The following is a 16,830-nucleotide window of genomic DNA, read 5'->3' on the forward strand; positions in this document are numbered from 1 at the left end:
GTGCCATGAAGACGCTGCTGAACGTCATCTGGCTCGTGTTCGCCGGTGCGTGGCTCGCGCTCGGCTACGTCGCCGCGGGCATCGTGTGCTGCGTGCTGGTCGTGACCATCCCGTTCGGCATCGCGTCGTTCCGCATCGCGAGCTACGTGCTGTGGCCGTTCGGGCGCACGATCGTCGACAAGCCGACCGCGGGTGCGCTGTCGACCATCGGCAACGTGATCTGGTTCTTCGTCGCGGGCATCTGGCTCGCGATCGGGCACGTGGTCACGGCCGTGCCGCTGTTCGTGTCGATCATCGGCATCCCGATGGGGATCGCGAACCTCAAGCTGATCCCCGTGTCGCTCGTGCCGCTCGGCAAGCAGATCGTGCCGACGGACCGCGCGTTCGCGGCGTACGGGCGCTAGTCGCGCGCGACGTCCGCGACGACCGCGTCGGTGAGCCGCACGAGGTCGTCGGGCGCGAGCTCGACGTCCAGGCCGCGGCGACCGCCCGAGACGAGCACGGTGTCGAAGAGCCACACGGTCTCGTCGACGACCGTGCGCAGGCGGGTGCGCTGGCCGAGCGGCGAGATGCCGCCCACCACGTAGCCGGTCGCGCGCTCGGCCGCGTGCGGCTCGGCCATGGTGGCGCGCTTGCCGGCCACGGCGGTCGCGAGCGCCTTGAGGTCCAGCCGCCCCGTGACGGGCACGACCGCGACGGTCAGGGCGCCGTCGACGTCGGCGACGAGGGTCTTGAAGACCTGCTCGGGCGGCACCCCCAGCAGGTGCGCGGCCTCGAGGCCGTACCCGAGGTCGCTCGCGGGGTCGTGCTCGTAGGTGCGCGCGACGTGGGGCACGCCCGCCGCGGCGAGCGCGACGAGCGCGGGGGTCCCGGCGTGCGCGCGGGCGTCCTTCCTGGCCACGGCGTCAGGGTAGACCCCGCGGGACGGTCAGAGCGCGACGCCCACCAGCGCGCCGACGCCGTACGTCACCGCCATCGCGAGCGAGCCGCCCACGACGTTGCGCAGCACCGAGCGCGCGGGCGACGCGCCCGTGAACCGCGACGACGCCCACCCCGTGAGGACCAGCGCGAGCACGACCGCGCCGAACGTGACGGGCACGCGCGCGGCCACCGACCACGGCGCCAGCACCATGAGCAGGGGGATCAGCGCGCCGACCGTGAACGCGAGCATCGACGCGAGCGCCGCGTGCCACGGGTTGGTGAAGTCCTCGTCGACGCCGTTGACCGGGGTGCCCTGCGCGGCGGCGACGCGCTCGGCGTCGCGCTGCGAGCTCACCGACACGTACTCGCCCGACGCCATCGACAGCGCACCCGCGACGAGCGCGGCGCCGCCGGCCAGCGCGATGGTCGACGTGGACGCCGCGGCGCCCGCGACGCCGACGACCGTGGCGGCGACCGACACGATGCCGTCGTTCGCCCCCAGTACGCCTGCACGCAGCCAGTTCAGGCCAGCGTTCGAGGCGGCCGGCGCGGACGAGCCGCGCGAGCCGTGCAGCAGCCCGGTGAGGCCCGGGACCCGGGTGGGGACGCGCTCGGAGGTCGTGGTCATAGCTCCACGGTAGGTCGGTCGCGCGCGGTTGTCACCGCAGGAAAGGCTGGCCTGACCTGCGCAAACGTAGGTCAGCCAACCCTTCGTCGGGGTTCTCGCAGGTCACGGCGTCGGGCCTCAGAGCGGCCCGACCTCGAGCACGGTCAGCCGCACCTCGCCGGCCTCGTCGGACGCCGCGAGGTCGACCAGCGCGTCGATCCGCCAGTCGTGGTCGCCCGCCGGGTCGTCGAGCACCTGCCGCACGAACCACGTGCCCGCGGCCGGGCCGTGCGGGTCGTGCGAGCCCGGCGTCACCTGGAACAGCGCCGGCCCGCGCGCCGCGGGGCCCGTGCCGATCTCGTCGTGGTCGTCGAAGTACGGCTCGACCGCGTCGGCCCAGCGGTCGGCGTCCCACGTGTCGCCCTCGGCGTCCCGGTCGCCCAGCGCCGCGAGCGCGTCCCACGCCTCGCGCGCCGCGAGCTCGACGCGGCGGAACAGCGCGCCGCGCACGAGCGCGCGGAACACGCGCGGGTCGGTCGTGACGGGCGGCGGGGGTGCGTCGTCGGCGTCCTCGACGGCCGCGTCGTCCTCGAGCTCGGGGTTCGCCAGGCGCTCCCACTCGTCGAGCAGCGACGAGTCGGTGCGGCGCACGAGGTCGCCGAGCCACGCGATCAGCTCCTCGAGCTCCTCGGTGCGGCGGTCCTCGGGGACCGTGCGACGCAGCGCGCGGTACGCGTCGGCGAGGTAGCGCAGCAGCACGCCCTCGGTGCGGTCCAGCGAGTACAGCTGCACGTACTCGGCGAACGTCGCGGCGCGCTCGTGCATCTCGCGGACCACCGACTTGGGGGACAGGGCGAGGTCCGCGACCCACGGGTTGGTGCGCCGGTACGTCGTGAAGGCGGCCTCGAGCAGCTCGGCGAGCGGACGCGGGTACGTCACGTCCTCGAGCAGCGCCATGCGCTCGTCGTAGTCGAGGCCCTCGGCCTTCATGGCCGCGACGGCCTCGCCGCGGGCCTTGTTCTCCTGCGCCGCGAGCACCTGACGCGGGTCGTCGAGCGTCGCCTCGATGATGGACACGACGTCGTGCGCGTACCCGGGGTCCTCCGGGTCGAGCAGGTCGAGCGCGGCGTACGCGAACGGCGACAGCGCCTGGTCGAGCGCGAACGTCGGCGCGAGGTCGGCCACGAGCCGCACCGTGCGGCGGCGGCCGTGCGGCGCCGTCGGGTCGTCGACCCACGGGCGCTCGACGACGCCCGCCGCGCGCAACGACCGGTACACGTCGACCGCGCGGCGCACGTGGCGCGCCCGCGCGCCCTCGGGCTCGTGGTTGTCGGTCAGCAGGTGCGTCATGACGGCGACCGGGTCCCCGAGGCCGTCGCGCCCGCGCTGCAGCACGTGCAGCACCATGGCGTGCGACACCGCGAACGACGACGTCAGCGGCTCGGGCGGGGCGTCGCGCAGGCGCTCGAACGTCTTGTCGGTCCAGTTCACGTGCCCGGCCGGCGCCTGCTTGCGGACGATCTTCTTCTGCTTCCGCGGGTCGTCGCCCGCCTTGGCCAGCGCCTTGCGGTTCTCGATCACGTGCTCGGGCGCCTGCACGACGACCTCGCCGACCGTGTCGTACCCGGCGCGCCCGGCGCGTCCCGCGATCTGGTGGAACTCGCGCGCCGACAGGTGCCGCATGCGCACGCCGTCGTACTTGACGAGGCTCGTGAGCACGACCGTGCGGATCGGCACGTTGATGCCGACGCCGAGCGTGTCGGTGCCGCACACGACGGGCAGCAGGCCCTTCTGCGTGAGCCGCTCCACGACGCGCCGGTACTTGGGCAGCATGCCCGCGTGGTGCACGCCGACGCCGTGCCGCAGCAGCCGGGACAGGGTCCTGCCGAACCCGGGGCCGAACCGGAACCCGCCCAGCTCGGCGGCGATCGCGTCGCGCTTCTCGCGGCTCGCGAGCGGCGTCGAGAGCAGCGACTGCGCGCGCTCGACGGCCTCCTTCTGCGTGAAGTGCACGACGTACACGGGTGCGCGCTGCGTGCGCACGAGCTCGTCGAGCAGCTCGTGGAGCGGCTCGACCGAGTACGAGAACGTGAGCGGCACGGGCCGCTCGGCGTTCGCGACGACGGACACGTCGCGCCCGGTGCGGCGCGCGAGGTCGTCGACGAAGAACGACACGTCGCCGAGCGTCGCCGACATCAGCAGGAACTGCGTGCGCGTCAGCTCGAGCAGCGGCACCTGCCACGCCCAGCCGCGCTGCGGGTCGGCGTAGTAGTGGAACTCGTCCATGACGACCAGGCCGACGTCGGCGTCGGGGCCGTCGCGCAGCGCCTGGTTGGCGAGGATCTCGGCCGTGCAGCACACGATGGGCGCGCTCGCGTTGACCGCCGAGTCGCCGGTCATCATGCCGACGTTCGCGGACCCGAAGATCTCGACCAGCGCGAAGAACTTCTCGCTGACCAGCGCCTTGATCGGTGCGGTGTAGTACGAGCGCCGCCCCTGGGCCAGGGCCACGGCGTGCGCCGCGACGCCCGCGAGCGACTTGCCCGACCCCGTGGGCGTCGACAGGATCACGTGGCTGCCCGTGACCAGCTCGAGCAGCGCCTCCTCCTGGTGCGGGTACAGCGTCAGGCCCTGCTCGCGGGCCCACGTGGTGAACGCCTCGTAGAGCGCGTCGGGGTCCTGCGCGGCGTCCCCGGTGGGCAGGCGGTCGGCGAGCGTCTCGGGCATCCCGCGATCCTCGCACGGCCGGCAGACGTCAGGTCGCGTCCCACAGCAGCCGGTGGAACGCGACCCGGTCGGGGTCGGGCGCGAGCCCGTACGCGTCGTACACCGTGCCGGCGTACCCGGGGCCGTAGTTCCACTCGGTGCTCCACGCGGCGACCGCGAGGTCCGCCCAGCGGTCGCCGACGCCCAGGCGGCCGAGGTCCACGTGCGCGGCCCACCGGCCGTCGTCGCCGATCAGCGTGTTCGGTGCGCACGCGTCGCCGTGGCACACCACGAGCAGGTCGACGTCGGGGACGTCGCGCAGCCAGGCCCGCGCCTCGGCGACGGTGAGGTCGCGGTGCTCGGGCGACCACCCGGCCGGTGTGTCGCCCGCGTCGAGGTGCTCGAGGGCCCGGGCGACGCGCTCGGCGGTCGACCAGGAGAACGGGCAGTCGCCCACGGGCAGCGCGTCGTGCAGCGCGCGCAGGCCCTCGCCGATCGCCGCGGCCGCCACGGCGGGCCGGTCGGTCCACGGCGCCTCGACGGCGGACCGTCCCCGCAGCGCCGCGGTGACGAGCCACGCGCCCTCGTCGTCGGCGCCCTGCTCGAGCACCTCCGGCACGCTCGTCCACCGCGCCGCCCACGCGAGCCGCGCCGCCTCGGCAGCCAGGTCCAGCCCGGCGACGCCCGCGGGCGCCCACTTGACGTAGCGCTCGGCGCCGACGCGGAACGTCAGGCCGCCGAGCTGGTTCTCCCAGACCGGCTCGAGCCGGGCGCCGCCCGCGACCCGCTCGACGGCCGCGGGCACGGCGACGGGGCCGGTGGGTGCGCCGGCGAGGGCGCGCGGGGTCGTGTCGTCGGCAGGGGCCACGACGTCGATCGTGCCACCCGTCAGATGCCGAGCACGGCCTTCGCGATCGTGAAGTACACGACGAGCCCCGTGGTGTCGACGAACGTCGAGATGAACGGTGCCGACACGATCGCGGGGTCGATGCCGACGCGCTTGGCGAGCAGCGGCACGCTCGACCCGACGGTCGTCGCGAGCGTGCACACCGCGACCACGGTCAGCGCGAGCACGAGCCCGATCTGCGGTCCCGCGACGAGGATCGCGGGTCCCACGCCGACGGTCGCGAGCGTGACGCCCAGCAGCAGGCCGGTGAGCATCTCGCGGCCCACGACGCGCAGCGTGTCGGACGGGCGGACGTCGCCGACCGCGCTCGCGCGCACGACCGTCGTCGCGGCCTGCGAGCCGGCGTTGCCGCCCGTGCCGATGAGCAGCGGCACGAACAGCGCGAGCGCGACGACCTGCGACAGCTCGGCCTCGTAGAACGACTGCACGCCGACCGTGAGCGTGGCGGCCACGATGAGCAGCAGCAGCCACACCACGCGCGAGCGCACCAGCCCCAGCACCGACACCGACAGGTAGGGGCGGCGCAGCGGCTCGGACCCGCCGGTGCGCGCCGAGTCCTCGTCGTCCTCGGCCTCGAGCACGCGCATCGCGTCGTCGACCGTGAGGACGCCCACGAGGCGGTCCTCGGCGTCGACCACGGGCACGCCGACGAACCCGCCGTCGCGCACGACGTTGGCGGCGCGCTCGGCCGGGTCGGTCACGCGCACGGTCGTGGCGGGGGACGTCATGACGTCGTCGACGAGCGCGGAGGGGTCGCTGAGCACGAGGCGGCGCAGCGACACGACGCCCACGACGCGCCGACCGGCCGCGACGACGGGGACGACGTACACGGTCTCGGCGTCCTCGCCCGCGGCGCGGACGCGCGCGATGGTGTCGGCCACGGTCGTGCCGAGGGGGACCGAGACGACCTCGGGGGACATGCGACGGCCGGCGCTCTCCTCGGGGTGCCCGAGCAGCGCGGTCGTCGCGGCGCGCTCGGCGGCCGACAGCCCGGAGAGCAGGCGCCGGGCGACGCCCGCGGGCAGCTCGTCGAGCAGCGCGGCGCGGTCGTCGGGGTCGAGCGCGTCGAAGATCGCCGCGGCCTCGCCGGCGAGCGCGTCGACGAGCTCGACCTGCAGCGCCGGGTCGAGGTCCTCGAAGACCTCGACGGCGCGGTCCTTGCGCAGCAGCCGGAACGCCACGGCGCGCCGCGTGGGCCCCAGGCGGCCGAGCTCGTGGACGACGTCCGGCACGTCGAGCCGTTCGAGGTGCGCGCGCAGGTCGCGGAGCGCCGGCGTGTCGGTGTGCTCCGGCGTCATGGCGGTGCGGTCGTCGGTCATGCCGCGCTCCTCCCGTGCGTCCGGTGGGTGGGGTCGGCCCGCAGGCCCGGGCCCTCTCGGGCGGGGGCTCGCGTGGCGCGGGCCCCTGGCAGGGTACGGGGCATGCGCGGACGCCGCCCGGGCGGGACCTACGCACCAGTAACTTACGGTTGCGTAGGTTAAGATCGTGCCGTGACGCAGCACCGCTCCGCACCCGTCGACCTCCCCGCCGCGTGGCCCGTCGGCGTCCCGCGCGACGTCGAGATCCCCGACGAGCCGCTCACCGCGACGCTCGACCGCGCCGTGCGCGAGCACCCCGACCGTGTCGCGGTCGACTTCCTCGGCGCGACCACCACCTACCGCGAGCTCGGCGAGCGCGTCGAGCTCGGCGCGCGCGTGCTGCACGGCCTCGGCGTGCGCGCGGGCGACCGCGTCGCGCTCGTGCTGCCCAACTGCACGTCGCACCTCGTCGCGTTCTGGTCCGTGCTGCGCCTCGGCGCCGTCGTCGTCGAGCACAACCCCACCTACACCGCCGACGAGCTCGCGCACCAGCTCGCCGACTCCGGCGCGACCGTCGCGCTCGTCTGGGAGCAGGCCGTGCCGCGCGTCCTGGAGGCGCAGGACCGCACCGCGCTGCGGCGCGTCGTCGCGGTCGACCTGTCCGCCGACCTGCCGCGTGCCGCGCGCGCCGCGCTGCGCCTGCCGCTGCCCGCCGCGCGCCGCACGCGCGACGCCATGCGCGGTCCCGTGCCGGCGGGCGTCCCGCACTGGCACCGCCTGCTGCGCACCGTGCCCGCGTGGATCGCGGCCGAGGGCCACGACGAGCCGCGCCCCGAGGACGTCGCGCTGCTGCAGTACACCGGCGGCACCACCGGCACGCCCAAGGCCGCCGTGCTGACGCACCGCAACCTGCTCGCCAACACGATCCAGGGCCAGGCGTGGACGCAGGCCGAGAACGGCACCGAGGTCGTCTACGGCGTCCTGCCGTTCTTCCACGCCTTCGGTCTCACGCTCTGCCTCACGTACTCGGTGCGCATCGCGGCCACGCTCGTCGTGCTCCCGAACTTCGACCCCGCGCGCGTGCTGGCCGCGCAGCGCCGCCGGCCCGGCACGTTCCTGCCCGCGGTGCCGCCCATGCTCGACCGGCTCGCGGCCGCCGCCGAGGAGTCCGGCGCCGACCTCACGTCGTTCCGGTACGCGATCAGCGGCGCCATGGCGCTGCCGCGCGAGACCGCCGAGCGCTGGGAGCGCGTCACGGGCGGCCTCGTCGTCGAGGGCTACGGCATGACCGAGACCTCGCCCGTCGCGCTCGGCAGCCCCCTGACGCAGGACCGCCGCCCCGGTGCGCTCGGCCTGCCGTTCCCCTCGACGCGCATCCGCGTGGTCGACCAGGAGGACCCGACGCGCGAGGTCGCGCCCGGCGAGCAGGGCGAGCTGCTCATCTCCGGCCCGCAGGTGTTCGCCGGCTACTGGCAGCGCCCCGAGGAGACGGCCGAGCAGCTGCTGCCCGACGGCTGGCTGCGCACCGGTGACGTCGTGCGCGTCGACGACGACGGCATGGTCGTCCTCGTCGACCGCATGAAGGAGATGATCGTCACCGGCGGGTTCAAGGTGTACCCGTCGCAGGTCGAGGACCACCTGCGCGGCATGCCCGGCATCCTCGACGTCGCGGTCGTCGGCGAGCCCGCGGGCGACCTCGGCGAGCGCGTCGTCGCCGCGATCGTGCTCGACGGCGACGTGCCCGGCGTCGACCTCGCGGCCGTGCGCGCGTGGTGCGAGACGCGCCTGGCCCGGTACGCGCTGCCGCGCCGGCTCGTCGTGCTGCCCGACCTGCCGCGCTCGCAGGTCGGCAAGGTGCTGCGCCGCGTCGTGCGGGACAACCTCCACACCCACGCCTGACACGGGCGGGCCCGCCCGACGCCGTACCGTGTGCGCGTGAGCGTGAACGACGAGCAGCCCCTGGTGGAGATGTGGACCGACGGCGCCTGCAAGGGCAACCCCGGCGTCGGGGGCTGGGGCGCCTGGATGCGGTTCGGCGACCAGGAGAAGGAGCTCTTCGGCGGTGAGGCCGCCACGACCAACAACCGCATGGAGCTCACGGCCGTGATCGAGGGGCTGCGTGCGCTGCGCCGGCCCTGCCGGGTGACGCTGCACGTCGACTCGACGTACGTGATGAACGGCCTCACCAAGTGGCTGCCGGGCTGGAAGCGCAACGGCTGGCTCACGGGGGAGAAGAAGCCCGTCAAGAACAAGGAGCTGTGGCAGGCCCTCGACGAGGAGGTCGCGCGGCACCACGTCACGTGGGTCTGGGTGAAGGGGCACGCGGGCGACCCCGGCAACGAGCGTGCCGACGCGCTCGCGAACCAGGGCGTCGCGCAGGTGCGCGCGGGCGTCGTCTGACGGCTCCGGGGCGGCCTCGCGCGCGTCGCCACGCGCCTGGAAGTTGATCGTTACACGTGCCAGGCTGGGCGCCGTGAGCACCGCCGCCACCACCGCGCCCGTGACCCTGTTCCCGCTGCACGCCGTCCGCCTGGCCGACGGCCCGTTCGCCGCCGCGCAGCGCACCGACCTCGCGTACGTCCTGGGCCTCGACCCGGACCGGCTGCTCGCGCCGTTCCGTCGCGAGGCGGGACTGCCGCCGGTCGCCGAGCCGTACGGCAGCTGGGAGTCCATCGGGCTCGACGGGCACATCGGCGGGCACGCGCTGTCCGCGGCGTCGCTGCTGTGGGCCGCGACGGGTGACGCGCGCGCCGCGGACCTGGCCCGTGCGCTCGTCGACGGGTTCGCGGCCTGCCAGGACGCGCTCGGCACGGGGTACGTCGGGGGAGTGCCCGGCGGGGTCGCGCTGTGGGAGTCGGTCGCGTCGGGCGGCGCCGAGGCGGGCACGTTCGACCTCGGCGGCGCGTGGGTGCCCTGGTACAACGTGCACAAGACGTACGCGGGCCTGGTCGACGCCGCCCGGCACGCACCCGCTGACGTCGCGGTCCGCGCGCTCGCCGTCGCCGTGCGCCTCGCCGACTGGGGCGTCGCGCTGTCCGACCGCCTCGACGACGCCGCGTTCGCCCGCATGCTGCGCACCGAGTTCGGCGGCATGTGCGAGGCGTACGCCGACCTCGCCGAGCTCACGGGCGACGCGCGCTACGCGGCCCTCGCACGGCGGTTCGCCGACGAGGAGCTGCTCGCACCGCTGCGCGCGGGGCGCGACGCGCTCGACGGGCTGCACGCCAACACGCAGATCGCCAAGGTCGTCGGCTGGCCCGCGATCGGCGAGGCCGACGCCGCCGCCGCGTTCGTGCGGACCGTGCTCGACCGCCGGACGCTCGTGTTCGGCGGCAACTCGGTGTCCGAGCACTTCACGCCCGACGCGGCCGCGCACGTCACGCACCGCGAGGGCCCCGAGTCGTGCAACACCGCGAACCTGCTCGAGGTCGAGCGGCGGCTCTACGCGCTCACGGGCGACACGACCCTGCTCGACGCGGCCGAGCGCCAGCTCGTCAACCACGTGCTGTCCGCGCAGCACCCCGACGGCGGGTTCGTGTACTTCACGTCCGCGCGCCCGGGCCACTACCGCGTGTACTCGACGCGCGACGACTGCATGTGGTGCTGCGTCGGCACCGCGATGGAGACGTACGCGCGGCTCGGCGAGCTCGCGTACGCGCACGCGGGCGACGACCTGCTGGTCAACCTGCCCGTGCCCTCGACGCTCGACTGGGCCGAGCGCGGCGTGCGTGTGCGCCTCGCGTCGACCTACCCCACGCCCGCACCCGTCACGGACGTCGCGCTCACGGTCGACGTCGACGCCCCCACCGACCTCGCGGTGCACGTGCGCCGGCCCGCGTGGGCGCGCGACGACGTGGTGCTCACGCTCGACGGCGCGCCCGTCGGCGGCCCCGGCGAGCGCACCGGCTACGTCACGGTGCGCCGCACGTGGCACGGCGGCGAGACGCTCGCGTGGCGGCTGGTCGCCGGCGCGGCGGCCGAGCGGCTGCCGGGCGACGACGCGTGGGTCGCGCTGCGCTGGGGCCCGCACGCGCTCGCGGTCCGCGGCGACGGCGACGACCTCGTGGGTCTGCGCGCCGACGACGCGCGCATGGGGCACGTCGCCCACGGGCCGCTGCGCCCGCTGTCCGCGGCGCCGCTGCTCGTCGGCTCCGACGCCGACCTCGCGGCCGCGCTGCACCCCGCCGGCGACGGCACGTTCGTGCTCGACCGCGGCGCCGACGACCCGCTCGTGCTCGAGCCGTTCGCGACCCTGCACGACGCGCGCTACACGCTTTACCTGCCGGTCGTGCCGACCGCCGCCGACGTGCCCGCGCGCCGCGCCGCGCTCGCGGCCGCCGACGACGCGCAGCTCGGCCTCGCGGCCCGCACGGTCGACGCGGTCGCGTGCGGCGAGCAGCAGCCCGAGACCGACCACCGGTACGCCGGCACCGGCACGTGGACCGGCGCGACCGACGACGGACGGCACTGGCGCGCGACGCGCGAGCGGTTCTCCTACCGGCTGGCCGACCCCGAGGGCCGCGGCGCGGTGCTGCGCGTGACGTACCTCGCGCAGCCCGGCGTCGCGCGCGTGCTCGTCGACGGCGCCGAGGTCGGCACGCTCGAGGTCGCGGACTCCGCCGCGGGCACGCGCACGGCGGACCTCGTGCTCGGCCCGTTCGCCGGCGGGGACGCGGCCGCGCCGGGCGGTCGTGCGGTCGCGTTCGAGGCGGACGCATCGGGCCCGACGCCGCCGGTCGTCGCCGTCCACCTGCTGACCGGAGCGGCCTGACCCGTCGACCACCCGACCGGACGCCCCCGACTCGGCCCGTCCGCCCACCGGCCGTCGAAGGCCCTGAACGCGGGGTTCCGCCGGTTTCGCGGGCCCAGAAGCAGCAGAACCCCGCGTTCGACCGCCAGCGGTGCCGTCCACGACCCCACCCACGACCCACCCGTCGAACGCGGGGTCCGGCCGGTTTCGCGGGCTCTGGAACGGCAGGACCCCGCACCCGGCGGTGGTGGGTGGCGTCAGAGGAGGAGCGGCGTCAGGGGAGGTCGGTGGTCGGTGACGGGTGGGACGGCGTCGGTGCGACCGGTGAGGCGGCCGCCAGGAGCCGTGCACGCAGCGCGTTGCCACGTGCGGCGTAGTCGCGCTGCCGACGCACGTACTCGGCCTTGCCGTCGGGGGTCTCGATCGCGACGGGCTCGAGCCCGTACGTCGTCACGTCGTACGGGCTGGCCTGCATGTCGGTCGTGCGGACCTCGCGCGCGAGGTCGAAGCAGTCGAGCAGCAGGTCACCCGGCACGAGCGGCCCGAGCTTGAGGGCCCACTTGTAGAGGTCCATCGCGGCGTGCAGGCACCCGGGCTGCTCCATGGCGGTCTGGGTCTCGCGCGTCGGGGTCAGCGTGTTGCGGCCGACGGCCTCGGGCGTGAAGAACCGGAACGCGTCGAAGTGCGTGCACCGGATGCGGTGCGCCTCGACCACCGCGTCGGTGCCGGACTCGCCGAGGCGCAGCGGCAGCGCGTGCCGGTGCGCGCCCGCGTGCTCGCGGTAGACCATCGCCCACTCGTGCAGCCCGAAGCACCCGGTCGCGGCCGGCCGTGCCGCGGTGGCCGCCAGCAGCGTGGTGACGAACCGCACGGTGTCGCCGCGCGCCGCGGCGAACGCGTCGACGTCGAGCGCGACCGTGCCGTCGTCGGCCGTGCGGTACCAGCGCCACGCGGCGTGCGGCGCCGGGCCGTCCGCCCCCGGTGCGAGCGCGACACCCGCCCCGGGGTGCCAGCGCCGCAGCTGCCCCGGCGTGGCCGGGTAGTACTCGAACAGGAAGTCCTCGACCGCGTGCTTCTCGTGGCGCGAGCGGCGCGCGCGGTGCCCGGCCGTCGCGGCGTCCGCGCGCGCGGCGTGCGCGTCGGAGCGCGACGACCACGTGGCCGCGTCGAGCACGGCCGGCACGGGAGGGGCGGGGGAGGGCACGGCACCAGGGTAGGTCGCGAGCCGTTGCCGACCGTCGCCCGGCCCGGGACGATGGCGTGCGTGCGCGAGCTGCTGCGGTCCCTGCCCGCCCTGGCGGGCACGCCCCTGCCGTTCGACCCGGACGCGGCGCCCGACGACCCGCTCGACCTCTTCACGGACTGGTTCGCCGCCGCGGTCGACGCGGGCGCGCCCGAGCCGCACGCCGCGACCCTCGCGACCGCAGACGCCGCCGGCCGCCCGTCCGCGCGCGTGCTGATCCTCAAGGACGTCGGCCCCGACGGGTTCGCGTTCGCGACCGACGCACGCAGCGCCAAGGCCGCCGACCTCGCGGCCAACCCGCGGGCCGCGCTGGGGTTCTGGTGGCCCGCGGTCGTGCGGCAGGTGCGCGTCACGGGTGCCGCCCGGCACCTCGGCGCCGACGCGTCGGCGGCCGACTACCTCGCGCGGTCGCCCGCGTCGCGCGCCGCCGCGGCCGGCGTGCGCCCCGGCGGGCCGCTGGGCTCGCTCGACGAGCTGCGCGACGCCATGACCGCCGCCCGTGCGCGGGTCGACTCCGACCCGGGGTTCGTCCTGCCGTCGTGGCAGGCGTGGCTCGTGGTGCCCGAGGAGGTCGAGTTCTGGCAGGGCAGCGCCGACCGCGCGCACGTGCGGCTCGTCTACCGCCGCGACGACGCGGGCTGGACGCACCGCCTCGTCTGGCCGTGATCCGACTCCCGCGGCACCGCCCGGCGCCCGGTGGTGACCCCGGTCACGCGCCCCGCGGTGCTAGCCTCGGCCGCATGACGACGACCCCCGGTGAGCTGCTCACCGCCGCGTGTCGTCCCTGTCGTCGCTGTCGCTGAGGGCTCTCCTCACCGACCGGACCGCTCCGGTCCCGCGCGCCGTTCTCCCGGCCGCGCCGCGCTCGTTCGTCGAGCGCCGCACCCCGCCCCGGGGCACGCTGGTCCCGGGCCCCCGCCCCGGCGTCGACCACCGGCGCCGCCCCTCGAAAGGTCCCCTCATGTCCCGCACGCCCCGTCGCCTCCTCGCCGCCTCCGTCCTGCTCGCCGTGGGGGCGCTCGCGGCCTGCTCGTCCGGCGACGCCCCGGGCGGCGGCGCGTCCGCGTCCGCCGGCGGTGACGTGCTGCGCGTCGGCACCGAGGGCACCTACTCGCCGTTCACGTTCCACGACGCGGACGGCGAGCTCACGGGGTACGACGTCGAGGTCATCACGGCGGTCGCCGACGAGCTCGGCATGCCGGTCGAGTTCTCCGAGACCACGTGGGACTCGATCTTCGCGGGCCTCGAGGCGAAGCGCTACGACGTGGTCGCCAACCAGGTCACGGTGACCGACGAGCGCCAGGGCAAGTACGACCTGTCCGCGCCGTACACGGTGTCGACGGGCGTCGCCGTGGTGGCCGCCGACGACACGAGCATCACGTCCCTCGCGGACGTCAGCGGCAAGACCGCCGCGCAGTCGGCGACGTCGAACTGGTCGCAGGTCGCGCGTGACGCCGGCGCGCAGGTCGAGTCCGTCGAGGGCCTCACGCAGGCCATGGCGCTGCTGAAGCAGGGGCGCATCGACGTCACGTTCAACGACGACCTCGCGGTGCTCGACTACCTCAAGTCCTCGGGGGACACGTCGGTGAAGATCGCGTTCGAGACCGGCGACACCGTCGAGCAGGCGTTCGCGCTGCGCAAGGGCTCGGACCTCACCCCGAAGATCGACGAGGCGCTCGCGACGCTCCGTGCCGACGGCACGCTCGCCACGATCTCCGAGAAGTGGTTCGGCCAGGACGTCTCGCAGTGACGCCGCACCGGCCGGCGGACGAGCGGGAGGGGGAGCGGGCGCGGTGACCTCGGACACCTGGGACCTCGTGCTGTCGTCGATCGGGCCGCTGCTGTCGGGTGCGGTCCGCGGCACGATCCCGCTCACGCTGATCTCGTTCGCGCTCGGCCTCGTGCTGGCGCTGCTGGTCGCGCTCGCGCGGCTGTCGCGGCGGCGCGTCGTGTCGGGCCTGGCGCGCGCGTACGTGTCGGTGATCCGCGGCACGCCGCTGCTCGTGCAGCTGTTCCTCATCTTCTACGCGCTGCCGTCGCTGGGCATCGTCATCGACCCGTTCCCGTCGGCGGTCGTCGCGTTCTCGCTCAACGTCGGCGGGTACGCCGCCGAGATCATCCGCGCGGCGATCCTCTCGGTGCCGAAGGGCCAGTGGGAGGCGGCCGCGACCATCGGCCTGGACCACACGCTGACGCTGCGGCGCGTCGTGCTGCCGCAGGCCGTGCGCGTGGCCGTCCCGCCGCTGTCCAACACGTTCATCTCGCTGGTCAAGGACACGTCGCTGGCCTCGACGATCATGGTGACCGAGCTGCTGCGCAAGGCGCAGGAGATCGCGGCGCCGACGTACGAGTTCATGGCGCTGTACTCGCTGGCCGCGGTGATCTACTGGCTCATCTGCCTGGTGCTGTCGAGCGCGCAGGCCCGCCTCGAGCGCCGGCTCGACCGGTTCGTGGCCCGATGAGCGGCGCGAGGGAGGAGGACGCCGTGACGGACGGCACCGGTACGACGGGCGACGCCCGCCCCCTGGTCGAGGTGCGGGGGCTCACCAAGTCGTTCGGGGACCTGCACGTGCTGCGTGGCATCGACCTCACGGTGGCGCGCGGCAGCGTGACGGTGCTCATCGGCCCCTCGGGGTCCGGCAAGACGACGCTGCTGCGCTGCCTCAACTCGCTCGAGGTGCCCGAGGCCGGCACGGTCCGGGTCGACGACGTCGAGGTCGACATGGCCGCGCGTCCCTCGCCCGCGCTGCTGCGCCGCCTGCGCGCGACGTCCGGCATGGTGTTCCAGTCGCACCAGCTGTTCCCGCACCGCACCGCCCTGCAGAACGTCACCGAGGGCCCGGTCTACGCCCAGCGTCGACCGCGCGCGCAGGCCGAGGCGGAGGCGACCGCGCTGCTCGCGAAGGTGGGGCTCGCCGACAAGGCGGGCGCCTACCCGCACGAGCTGTCGGGCGGTCAGCAGCAGCGCGTGGGGATCGCCCGCGCGCTCGCGCTGCGTCCGCGCCTCCTGCTGTTCGACGAGCCGACGTCGGCCCTCGACCCCGAGACCGTCGGCGAGGTGCTGTCGGTCATGCGCGACCTCGCGGCGGAGGGCTGGACGATGGTCGTCGTCACGCACGAGATCCGGTTCGCGCGGCAGGTCGCCGATCACGTCATGTTCATGGACGGCGGGGTCGTCGTGGAGGAGGGGCGGCCCGGCGACGTGCTGGGCGACCCGCGCCAGGAGCGCACGCGCCGGTTCCTGCAGCGGATCCTCGACCCGCTCTGACCCTCAGGGCGTCGTGTCGGCCGCGGCCGGGGCGGTGTCCCGGCGCGGCGGCAGCGCGTCGGGTGCGACGTCGGCCGCGCGGGTCGACACGACGTGCAGCAGGCGCTCGAGCGGCCCGCGGCCCAGCGTCGCGTGCCACAGCCAGCACGCGCCGACGGTGACCAGCAGGAACGCGCACCACCCGGCCGTCGTCGGCTGCCACACCACGTCGTCGCCCAGCAGCGTGATCGCGACCAGCTGGCCCGTGTAGGCCGTGAGCGCGAGCGCCCCGGTCGCGCTCAGCGGCGCGAGCGCGCGCGGCCACCGCAGCCCGACCGCGAGGCACGCGGCGAGCGCGAGCAGCCCGACGCCGGTGTTGCCCGCGACCTCGAAGGACGTCGACGCGTGCGGCTCCGCCGTCGTGAGCTCGGTGACGCGACCCAGCGCGAGGCGCGCCGCCCACGCACCGCCGTGCCCGACGACGACGAGGCCCGTACCCCACGCCGCGAGCCACGCGTGCGTGCGCGCCGACCGCAGGTCGCTGCGCCCCACGGCGAGCCCGACCAGCACGTACGCGACCCACACGACGGCGGGGTAGTAGTGGCCGAGCAGCACCGTCAGCAGGTCGAGCGGACGCTCGTCGACGATCGTGACGTGCCGGACGAGCAGCAGCCGCAGCACCGGCCCGACGACCGCGACGGCGACCGCGGCCGCGACGAGCGCCCACCGTGGCCAGCGCAGCACCACGGCCCCGGCCACGAACAGCGCGCCGTAGACGACGAGGATCACGACGACCGGCGTCTCCAGCAGCACGAGGACCGTGCCGAGCACCACGAGCAGCGCCGCGCGCACCAGGACCCGCAGCCGCGCCTGCACCAGGCGCGTGCCGTCCACGGGCCGGTCGCCGCCGGACAGCAGCGCGAGCCCGACGCCCGCGAGCAGCACGAACAGCGCCGACGGGCGCCCGTCGGCGAGCTGCGACCAGCCGCCCGGCGGCGTCGTGCGCCACGCGTCGTCGGGGCCCACGTGCGCCGTGACCATGCCCAGCACCGCGAGCCCCCTGGCGGTGTCCACCCCGACGATGCGTCGCACCCGCGCAGCCTATGCGGACGGTGCCGGGGCGTCCGCGAGCGGCGCCGTCGACGGCGCCC

General features: G+C 75.5%; 15 protein-coding genes. 8 read left to right on the forward strand and 7 right to left on the reverse strand.

Annotated features, from left to right (window positions below):
* The first annotated feature begins 5 nt into the window (after nucleotides 1–5).
* The gene (locus tag GY42_RS00940) at nucleotides 6–404 is read left to right on the forward strand and encodes a YccF domain-containing protein (RefSeq protein WP_046527891.1); all 399 of its coding nucleotides are present in this window, start codon (nucleotides 6–8) and stop codon (nucleotides 402–404) included.
* On the opposite strand, the gene ybaK is transcribed toward GY42_RS00940, so the two are convergent.
* From ybaK to mgtE, 5 genes are all read right to left on the reverse strand, one after another.
* On the reverse strand, nucleotides 401–901 hold the full coding sequence (ybaK, locus tag GY42_RS00945; RefSeq protein ID WP_046527892.1) for a Cys-tRNA(Pro) deacylase: 501 nt from the start codon (nucleotides 899–901) through the stop codon (nucleotides 401–403). The genes GY42_RS00940 and ybaK overlap by 4 nt on opposite strands.
* 27 nt (nucleotides 902–928) lie before the next feature.
* Nucleotides 929–1,549: a VIT1/CCC1 transporter family protein gene (locus GY42_RS00950; RefSeq protein ID WP_052748149.1), complete on the reverse strand. Its 621-nt coding sequence runs from the start codon at nucleotides 1,547–1,549 to the stop codon at nucleotides 929–931.
* Between the two features lie 117 nt (nucleotides 1,550–1,666).
* Nucleotides 1,667–4,255, reverse strand: coding sequence for a DEAD/DEAH box helicase (locus GY42_RS00955; protein ID WP_046527893.1), 2,589 nt, complete (start codon nucleotides 4,253–4,255; stop codon nucleotides 1,667–1,669).
* A 28-nt stretch (nucleotides 4,256–4,283) separates the two neighbouring features.
* Nucleotides 4,284–5,102, reverse strand: a complete 819-nt coding sequence (locus tag GY42_RS00960) for an aminoglycoside 3'-phosphotransferase (protein WP_046527894.1) — start codon at nucleotides 5,100–5,102, stop codon at nucleotides 4,284–4,286.
* A 20-nt stretch (nucleotides 5,103–5,122) separates the two neighbouring features.
* The gene (gene mgtE, locus GY42_RS00965) at nucleotides 5,123–6,460 is read right to left on the reverse strand and encodes a magnesium transporter (protein ID WP_046527895.1); all 1,338 of its coding nucleotides are present in this window, start codon (nucleotides 6,458–6,460) and stop codon (nucleotides 5,123–5,125) included.
* A gap of 171 nt (nucleotides 6,461–6,631) precedes the next feature.
* Between mgtE and GY42_RS00970 the strand changes: the two genes are divergently transcribed.
* From GY42_RS00970 to GY42_RS00980, 3 genes are all read left to right on the forward strand, one after another.
* Complete coding sequence (locus GY42_RS00970) at nucleotides 6,632–8,338, forward strand: AMP-binding protein (RefSeq protein ID WP_046527896.1); 1,707 nt, start codon at nucleotides 6,632–6,634, stop codon at nucleotides 8,336–8,338.
* Between the two features lie 69 nt (nucleotides 8,339–8,407).
* A complete protein-coding gene (gene rnhA / locus GY42_RS00975) occupies nucleotides 8,408–8,839 on the forward strand; it encodes a ribonuclease HI (RefSeq protein ID WP_046530382.1) in 432 nt (143 codons plus the stop codon).
* Nucleotides 8,840–8,912: 73 nt separating this feature from the next.
* A complete protein-coding gene (locus tag GY42_RS00980; protein WP_046527897.1) occupies nucleotides 8,913–11,210 on the forward strand; it encodes a beta-L-arabinofuranosidase domain-containing protein in 2,298 nt (765 codons plus the stop codon).
* Between the two features lie 253 nt (nucleotides 11,211–11,463).
* Here the strand turns inward: GY42_RS00980 and GY42_RS00985 are convergent, their stop codons facing one another.
* The gene (locus GY42_RS00985; RefSeq protein WP_046527898.1) at nucleotides 11,464–12,393 is read right to left on the reverse strand and encodes a hypothetical protein; all 930 of its coding nucleotides are present in this window, start codon (nucleotides 12,391–12,393) and stop codon (nucleotides 11,464–11,466) included.
* 51 nt (nucleotides 12,394–12,444) lie between these two features.
* Here GY42_RS00985 and GY42_RS00990 point away from each other — a divergent pair, with 51 nt between their 5' ends.
* The 4 genes from GY42_RS00990 (at nucleotide 12,445) to GY42_RS01005 (ending at nucleotide 15,700) form a co-directional block, all read left to right on the forward strand.
* Nucleotides 12,445–13,098 (forward strand): pyridoxine/pyridoxamine 5'-phosphate oxidase, encoded by a 654-nt coding sequence (locus GY42_RS00990; RefSeq protein WP_046527899.1) that lies wholly within the window; start codon nucleotides 12,445–12,447, stop codon nucleotides 13,096–13,098.
* A gap of 295 nt (nucleotides 13,099–13,393) precedes the next feature.
* The gene (locus tag GY42_RS00995) at nucleotides 13,394–14,182 is read left to right on the forward strand and encodes an amino acid ABC transporter substrate-binding protein (protein ID WP_046530383.1); all 789 of its coding nucleotides are present in this window, start codon (nucleotides 13,394–13,396) and stop codon (nucleotides 14,180–14,182) included.
* 43 nt (nucleotides 14,183–14,225) lie between these two features.
* A complete protein-coding gene (locus GY42_RS01000; protein ID WP_046527900.1) occupies nucleotides 14,226–14,894 on the forward strand; it encodes an amino acid ABC transporter permease in 669 nt (222 codons plus the stop codon).
* The gene (locus GY42_RS01005; protein WP_082131301.1) at nucleotides 14,891–15,700 is read left to right on the forward strand and encodes an amino acid ABC transporter ATP-binding protein; all 810 of its coding nucleotides are present in this window, start codon (nucleotides 14,891–14,893) and stop codon (nucleotides 15,698–15,700) included. The genes GY42_RS01000 and GY42_RS01005 overlap by 4 nt, the downstream gene beginning before the upstream one ends.
* A gap of 3 nt (nucleotides 15,701–15,703) precedes the next feature.
* Here GY42_RS01005 and GY42_RS01010 read toward each other — a convergent pair whose 3' ends face one another.
* Entirely contained in the window at nucleotides 15,704–16,771 is a 1,068-nt protein-coding gene (locus GY42_RS01010) for a heparan-alpha-glucosaminide N-acetyltransferase domain-containing protein (RefSeq protein WP_046527901.1), read from the reverse strand.
* Nucleotides 16,772–16,830: the final 59 nt, after the last annotated feature.

Source organism: Cellulomonas sp. FA1 (assembly GCF_000986825.1).
GTDB classification, from domain to species: Bacteria; Actinomycetota; Actinomycetes; order Actinomycetales; family Cellulomonadaceae; genus Cellulomonas; species Cellulomonas iranensis.